Source organism: Kitasatospora sp. NPDC094015 (genome assembly GCF_040304075.1).
In the GTDB taxonomy this organism is placed as follows: domain Bacteria; phylum Actinomycetota; class Actinomycetes; order Streptomycetales; family Streptomycetaceae; genus Kitasatospora.
The window spans coordinates 1-7,587 of the sequence record NZ_JBEOUL010000070.1; the positions used below are offsets into that span (position 1 = coordinate 1).

Genomic DNA, 7,587 nt, shown 5'->3' on the forward strand with positions numbered 1-7,587 from the left:
CTCTCGGACATTGAGGGACGGATTTCAGCCCCGGCTCGTCATTGTCCCCTCACGTTCTCAATTCCTCGACGAACATCTCTCCGGTCCAGGCACTGGATGCATGAGTAATTCCGATACGGAGCGAGGCTGATGGTGGTATGAAAGACCATATTCGTCGGTTGGTCACGTCTGTCCTATTGATGGTTCTCTTGGTCGCTGGGGGTGCCCCTGCCGCCTCGGCGCGTCCCGGTCCCACAGCCGCCGGGCCGTCACCGAATGCCGGCAAGCCACCAAGGGCCACCCCGGAACCTGCCGCCCTGACGATGAAGCAGAAGCAGGCGCAGGTGGCGAAGCTGGGAAGCGGCTCTGTTCCTGACCGGCCTGCGCCTGCGGTGGCAGCACACGTCGCCGGGCCCCGGACCCCGGGGTACCGGCAGCTTACGGAGGCCGAGGTCAAGGCCGGCGGAAAGGGTGCGCCGCCGAAGGCGGCAGTGCCGTCGGTGGCTCCACCTGCAGCGGAGGGCGCGGCCGCCTGGCCTTCGGGACACCCCTACATCGCCGGTCTCCGCTCCTATGCGGACAACCTGCAGAGCGGAAGAACCGGTCTTTCGTGGTGCGCGACCTGGGATTTCAACCCTGACACACCTACCGGAATTCTCGGTGCCGGTCGGGGTGCGGTGTCGGTGGTTTTCTACCGGGCATCGGACAACGTGCAGGTCGATGCTGCGCAGTGGTCGGAGTACCAGGCGACCGGTTGGTGCTCGCTGATGGCGCAGATCCAGCGGGACGTCAACTACTACGCGGTGGTGACGTACGCCTACAGCGACGGGACCTCCGATCAGCTCGTCTCGCCCTCGGCTCCGCCGGTGCCGATCTACGGGGTCCCGGCGAACGTGTCGCTGGCATGCCCCGGATCGCCGTCGAGTACCGGGATCGTCCTGGAGTTGGTGAAGTACTGCGGTGACCCGGTGAACACCTCCACCGGGGCGTTCGGAGAAGTCTTCACCGACGCGCAGATACCCGGGCCCGGCCGGCCGATCGAGCTGACCAGGAGCTACTCGTCCGTGCTGACCACGGCCGGAGCGTTCGGCAAGGGGTGGGCGTTCCCGTACTCGGCATCGCTGATCGTCGGCCAGTCGGTGGTCACGTTCCGATCCGAGGACGGCTCGCAGACCGACTACGCCGTTCAGCCGGACGGCTCGCTGACCGCGACCCGCCCGTACGTCCACTCGAAGCTGCAGAAGACAGCGGGCGGATACCAGCTGACGACGCCCGATCAGCACCGGGTGTTCTTCGACGCCACCGGGCGACTGACGGCCATGCGTGATCCCGCCGGTGTCGGCCTCACCCTCGGCTACACCGGCAACCAGCCGACCTCCGTCACCGACGCCGGCGGGCACACCGTGACCTTCGGCTACACGGACGCCCTGCTCACCACGGCAACCCTTCCCGGCGCACGCAGCATCAGCTACGGCTATACCAACGGCCGGTTGACGAGCGTGAAGGACCTGCGCGGGCGGACCACGACGTTCGGCTATGACGGCGCCGGGCTGCTCACCACGGTCACCGACCCGCTCGGCAAGGCGCGGATCACCAATGTCTACGACGGCAGCGGCAGGGTGACGAGCCAGACCGACGCCGTGGGTGCGAAGACCACGTTCACCTATGACGCAGCGAACCCCGGTACCACCTACGTGACTCACCCCGACGGCGGTATCTGGACGCAGAAGTACACCGACGGGGTCATCAGCTGGCAGTCCGACCCGTACGGGAAGACCACCTCGTACGGCTACGACGGCTCGTTCAACCGGACCACGCTGACGGATGCCAACGGCAAGAAGGCAACGTTCACCTACGACGTGGTCGGCAACGTCCTGACCAGCACCTCCCCGGCCCCGGTGTCCGCCACGAACACCTGGACCTATGACACGGCCAACCACGTCACCTCGCACAAGGACGCCCGCGGCAACACCACCACCTACACGTACAACACCGGCAACCAGCTCACCGCGACCACCGACCCCGCAGGCGGCAGGACCACCTACACCTACGGCTCACTCGGCATGCTCGCCACGCTCACCAGCCCGCGTGGCGGCACCACGGCCTACGGCTACGACACCGCAGGCAACCGCACTTCGGTGACCACGCCGCTCGGTGCGAAGACGACCTTCGCCTACGACACCGCGGGCAGGGTCACCGCGAAGACCGACCCGCGGGGAAACGCCGGCGGTGCGAGCCCTGCGGCGTACACCACCACCTACACCTACGAGCCCGGCGGGCAACTGGCGGCCGTTGCCGAGCCCCTGGCCGGCCCGACGACGTACAGCTACGACGCCGACGGGCAGTTGGCCACGGTGAAGGATCCGCTGGGCAACGCCACCACGTACACCTACGACGCGGCCGGTAACCGCACCAGCACGAAGGACGCGGCAGGCAACACCACCACCAGCACCTTCGACTGGACCGGCCGCCCGACGTCCGTCACCGACGCGCTCGGCCACAAAACCACGTCCACGTACGACAAGAACGGCCGTCCGGCCACGGTCGTCACCGCACGCGGGAACGCGGCCGGAGCCTCCCCTGCTGCCTATACGACCACGTTCGGCTACGACGCCAACGGCAACCGCACCTCGGTCACCGACCCCACCGGTGCGGTCACCGCCACCACCTACGACGAGGTCAACCGCCCCGTCACCGTGACCGACCCGCTCGGCAACACCACCACCAGGACCTACAGCCCCACCGGCCAGGTTGTCACGGTCACCGATCCGACCTCGGCCAGGACGACCTACGGGTACGACCCGCTGGACCGACTCACGAGCGTCACCGACCCGCTGGGCAAGACCACGTCCTTCGGTTACGACGCCGGCAGCAACCGGACCTCGGCCACCACGTCGTTGGGCAACAGGACGACCTGGACCTTCGACACAGACGAACGCCTCACGAGCGTCGTCGACCCACGCGGCAACGCCGCCGGATCCACACCCGCTGCCTACACCACCACCTTCGGCTACGACGCCGCAGGCAACCGCACCACCGTCAAGGACCCGCTCGGCAACACCACCGCGACGGCCTACGACGCACTCGACCGTCCGACCGCCGTCACCGACCCGCTGGGCCGCAGGACCAGCACCGGATACGACGCCGCCGGACACGTGACCACGGCCACCGACCCAACCGGCGCGGTCACCACCAACGCCTGGAACGGCGTCAACGACCGCACGTCGCGCACCGACGCCAACAACCACGTCACCACCTACACCTACGACGCGCTCCACCGGCCGACCGCCGTGACCGACCCGCTGGGCAACAAGACGACCTACGGCTACGACCCTGAGGGGCACGCCAACACCCTCACCAACGCCCGCGGCCTGACCACCACCACCAGCTACGACCCGCGCGGCCTTCCGACCGGCACCACCTACTCCGACACCACACCCGCCGTCACCCGTACCTACGACAAGGCCGGACGGCCCGTTTCGGTAACCGACGCGACCGGCACCCGGACCCTGGCGTACGACAAGACCGACCGGCTGCTGTCCATCACCGCCCCAGGTGGCGGCACCGGGTTCACCTACACCTACGACACCCGCGGCGCCCTGACCGGCCGCCAGTACCCGGACGGCGAGAAGCTCACCTACGCCTACGACGACGACGGCCGCCGAACCAAGCTCACCACCGACGGCGCCAGCACCACCTACACCTACGACCTGGCCAACAACCTCACCAACACCACCCTGCCCGGCACCAACGGCTACACCGAGACCCGTACCTACGACCCCGCGAGCCGCCTCGCCTCCATCGGCAGCACCAAGGGCACCACCACACTCGCCTCCTGGCAGCTCACCCGCGACGCGGCCGGCCAGCCCACCAAGGTCGATGCCAACCGCCTCGGCCTTGGCACCGGAACCCAGAACTACACCTACGACCAAGCCGGCCGCCTGGCCTCCGGCTGCCCCCTCACCCCGACCACCGTCGGCTGCACCGCCGGCGCCCTCACCTACACCTACGACAAGGTCGGCAACCGCCTCACCCAGACCGACGCCTACGGCACCACCACCTCCACCTACGACGCCGCCGACCAGCTCACCAAGACCACCACCGGCTCGGCCAGCACCACCTACTCCTACGACGCCGACGGCAACACCACCAGCGTCAAGACGCCGTACCAGGACCAGATCATCGCCAGCGGGACCACCCTCACCGCCGGTACCGTCGTGGCCTCCAACAACGCCCGCCTGATCATGCAGGCCGACGGCAACCTCGTGCTGTTCGCGATCGACACCGGACTGTCCGTGTGGTCCTCCGGAACCGCCGGCCACCCGGGTGCCCACGCCACCATGCAGACCGACGGCAACCTGGTCGTCGCCGACACCACCGGCACCACGCTCTGGAGCAGCGGAACCCCCGCAAACACCGGAGCCCTCGCCAAGGTCCAGGACGACGGCAACTTCGTCCTCTACGACACCGCCAACAAGGCGATCTGGAGCTCCAAGACCTATCGCGACGCCCTCGCGATCCACGCCACCACCTACACCTACGACGCGGCAGGACACCCCACGACCATCGTGGGCAAGCAGACCTTCACCATCACCTACGACGCGGACGGCAACCGGGTCGCCACCAAGACCAACGGCGCACTGTCCCGCACCCTCACCTGGGACATCAACAACCCACTACCACAGATCGCCACCGAGACCAACGGCTCCGGCGCACTGATCAGTGACTACAGCTACGACCCGCTCGGCCTGCCGCAGAGCCAGCACAACCCGTCCGGCCCCTACTACTACCACCACGACTGGCTCGGCTCGATCACAGACGTCACCAACTCGGCCGGGGCGCAGCAGACCCGCACCGCCTACGACCCGTACGGTCGATCCGGCACCACTACCGTCGCCGGCGGAGCCCCGAACGCACCATTCGGATTCGCCGGCCAGTACAACGACCCCGTGCTCCCGGGCAAGCAGTACCTGCGGGCCCGCGAGTACGACACCGCCACCGGCCGCTTCACCAGCCGCGACCCGCTCCCGGCACCTACTGCGGCCGCCTACGGCTCCGCCTACTCCTACGCGGCCGACGCACCCACCGTCTACACCGATCCCAGCGGGATGACCCCTGAGGGCGGCGAATCCTCCGGCATGAGCTCGCTGGAGGCGATCGGAAGCGGTCTCGCCACCGGCGCCAAGATGCCGTTCGACTTCGTCGGAGACCTCTACAACGCCTTCTCCGGCGACAACGGTGGAGCCGGCGCCTTCGCCGACAAGTACTTCCCCGTCCGACCCGCCTACGCGATGTACGTCGCCGCCGCCAGACTCCGCGAGTTCGGCTGCAACAACGTCGCCGACCAGGTCGAAAAGCACGCCGACGAACTCGCCCAGCAGGTCGCCGTCGCAACCCTGGGCGGACTCGACGCCTGGGCCCAGCGACGCTTCGGCCCGCGCGGCCCCGACGTGACGACCGCACTGGGCATGAGCGGACTCGGGACCGAGCTCACCCAGGACATCGCCCAGCACGACGCGGTCACCGGCGTCCCCGAACACAACCTCTGGGGACTGAAGGCGCGGGACCGGGGACTCGCCTTCGAAGAAAAGATGGGCATGAGCAACCTGCCCGACGGCTTCGCCGCGTTCGATCACTTCGACCCTGAGACCCACACCGCCATCAGCCTCAAGTCGATGGACACCGCGGCTCCGAGCTACCAGACCGCTGCCGCCGTGTTCAACCGGTTGAAGACTGGAATCGACAACGCTGCCAACTACACCGGGGACTACCGCCACCCGGGTGTGCTTCCTCCCGGTGACATTAAGAACCGGGTGGTCTACGTGGTCGTCAACGGGAAGGATCCGCTGACTTCAGCCCAGCTCGGTGGCATGAAGCGTGCGGAAGACTACGCACACAACAACGGTGTCGTGCTGCTGTTCGGCAGCTCGACAGGCTGACCGGGAGCACGATATGAGCTACGACTTCCACATCACCCGAGCGCAGGACTGGACACAGAGCTTCGAAAATCCGATCAGTGTCCCAGAATGGGAGGACGCAGCAGCCCAGTGCCCTCTGATCGAGGAAGGCGCCCCCTGGGAGTGGAAGGACATCGGGCTCCAGAAGACCTATTCGGTCCCTGGCGAGACGGCGGTCTTCTCGTGGCGGCACGGAAAGATCGACATCAAGGGGTACTACAGCGACAAGACGGAGGAGGCTGCCAAGGTACTTGCCAAGACCCTCGGCGCGAATGTGCTCGGCGATGACGACTAGGTCGAGTATTGGGTTGTGATCAATCTGCGGGTTTCCCCCTCGTGGTCATGCCTGATCCGGTAGATCGTATTGTGTGACGCGAGTGCAACTGACTGATGCAGAGCGAGAGTTCATCGGGCCGTACCTGCCGATCGGTGGGTACGGCCCGTACCCCGAGCGGCTGCGCCGACAGTTTGAGGGTGTCATCTGGCGGTTCCGGACCGGCGGCCAGTGGAGGGAGATGCCTCAGGAGTTCGGGGCCTGGTCGACGGTCCACAACCGCTTCCCGCAGTGGAGGGACGCCGGGGTCTTCGAGGCTCTGCTGGAGGGCGCGATCGCAGAGGCCGCGAAGCGGGGTGAGGTGGACCTGTCGCTGGTCAGCGTGGATTCCACCACCGTCCGTGCCCACCACGACGCCGCCGGGATGCGCCTCGATCCCGACACGCTCGCCGACCTGGAGAAGGCCGCCGAGGAGGCGGAGAAGGCCCGGCAAAAGGGTGCCCCTATGGTTTCGTCAAGCTGCCAGGACTGTCGGCGGCTCGTAGAAGGTGCCGTCCCGGAGCATCGCGAAGAGCACGTCGATGCGTCGTCTGGCGAGGCAGACGAGGGCGCCGATGTGGTGCTTGCCCTGGCGCCGCTTCTTCTCGTAGTAGGCGCGTGATTCCGGCTGGGACAGCGACGCGAACGCGGCGAGGTAGAAGGCCCGCTTGAGCTGCTTGTTCCCCCGGTGGGAAGGATGCTCGCCGCGTATGGAGGAGCCCGAGCTCCTGGTCACCGGTGCCAGTCCGGCGTAGGCGGCCAGGTGTCCGGCGGTGGGGAAGCTGCTGGCGTCGCCGACGTCGATCAGGATGCGGGCTCCGGTCCTGACCCCGATCCCGGGCATGGAGGTCAGGACCTGGGAAAGAGGGTGGGCCTCCAGCAGTTCCTCGATGCGTGCGGCGAGGAGCTTGCGCTGGTCGAGGACGGAGCCGAGTGAGCCGGCGAGGCTGGGGACGATCAGCGAGGCGGCCTCGGTGCCGGGCACGACGACGCTCTGCTTCTCGAGGGCGTCGAAGATCTCCTCGACCAGGCGCTCGGCCAGCCGCGGGGCCTTCGGCCTCAACAGGGCCACCAGTCTGCGTCGGCCGGCCTTCCTCAACTGGGCCGGTGAGCCGTGACGTTCGAGCAGACCCAGGACGGCGGGGTGGTCCAGCCTTGGGCCGAGGACCCGCTCCAGCGAGGGGTGGATCTGCGTGAGCAGGCCACGCAGTCGGTTCCAATAGGGTTCCTGTACCCGATCGCCGCGACTCTGCGCCGGCCCCGAGCAGCTGCCGGTGCCGAGGCATCGCCCGACCCGACCCGGGAGGGCCCGTCCGGGTGCCCACTTCCGGTCCAGCA

General features: G+C 67.7%; 2 protein-coding genes and 2 pseudogenes. 3 read left to right on the forward strand and 1 reads right to left on the reverse strand.

The annotated features are described in order from the left end of the window. Window positions 1-746: 746 nt before the first annotated feature. The 3 genes and pseudogenes from ABT014_RS34230 to ABT014_RS34240 all read left to right on the forward strand — a co-directional run. Entirely contained in the window at window positions 747-5,918 is a 5,172-nt protein-coding gene (locus ABT014_RS34230) for an endonuclease toxin domain-containing protein (protein WP_350643722.1), read from the forward strand. A gap of 13 nt (window positions 5,919-5,931) precedes the next feature. Beyond that, a complete protein-coding gene (locus ABT014_RS34235) occupies window positions 5,932-6,231 on the forward strand; it encodes a hypothetical protein (protein ID WP_350643724.1) in 300 nt (99 codons plus the stop codon). Window positions 6,232-6,304: 73 nt separating this feature from the next. Beyond that, window positions 6,305-6,706: pseudogene (locus ABT014_RS34240) on the forward strand (transposase); the annotation flags it as partial. A gap of 18 nt (window positions 6,707-6,724) precedes the next feature. On the opposite strand, the pseudogene ABT014_RS34245 reads toward ABT014_RS34240, so the two are convergent. Next, a pseudogene (locus ABT014_RS34245) lies at window positions 6,725-7,465 on the reverse strand (transposase); the annotation flags it as partial. Window positions 7,466-7,587 lie beyond the last annotated feature (122 nt).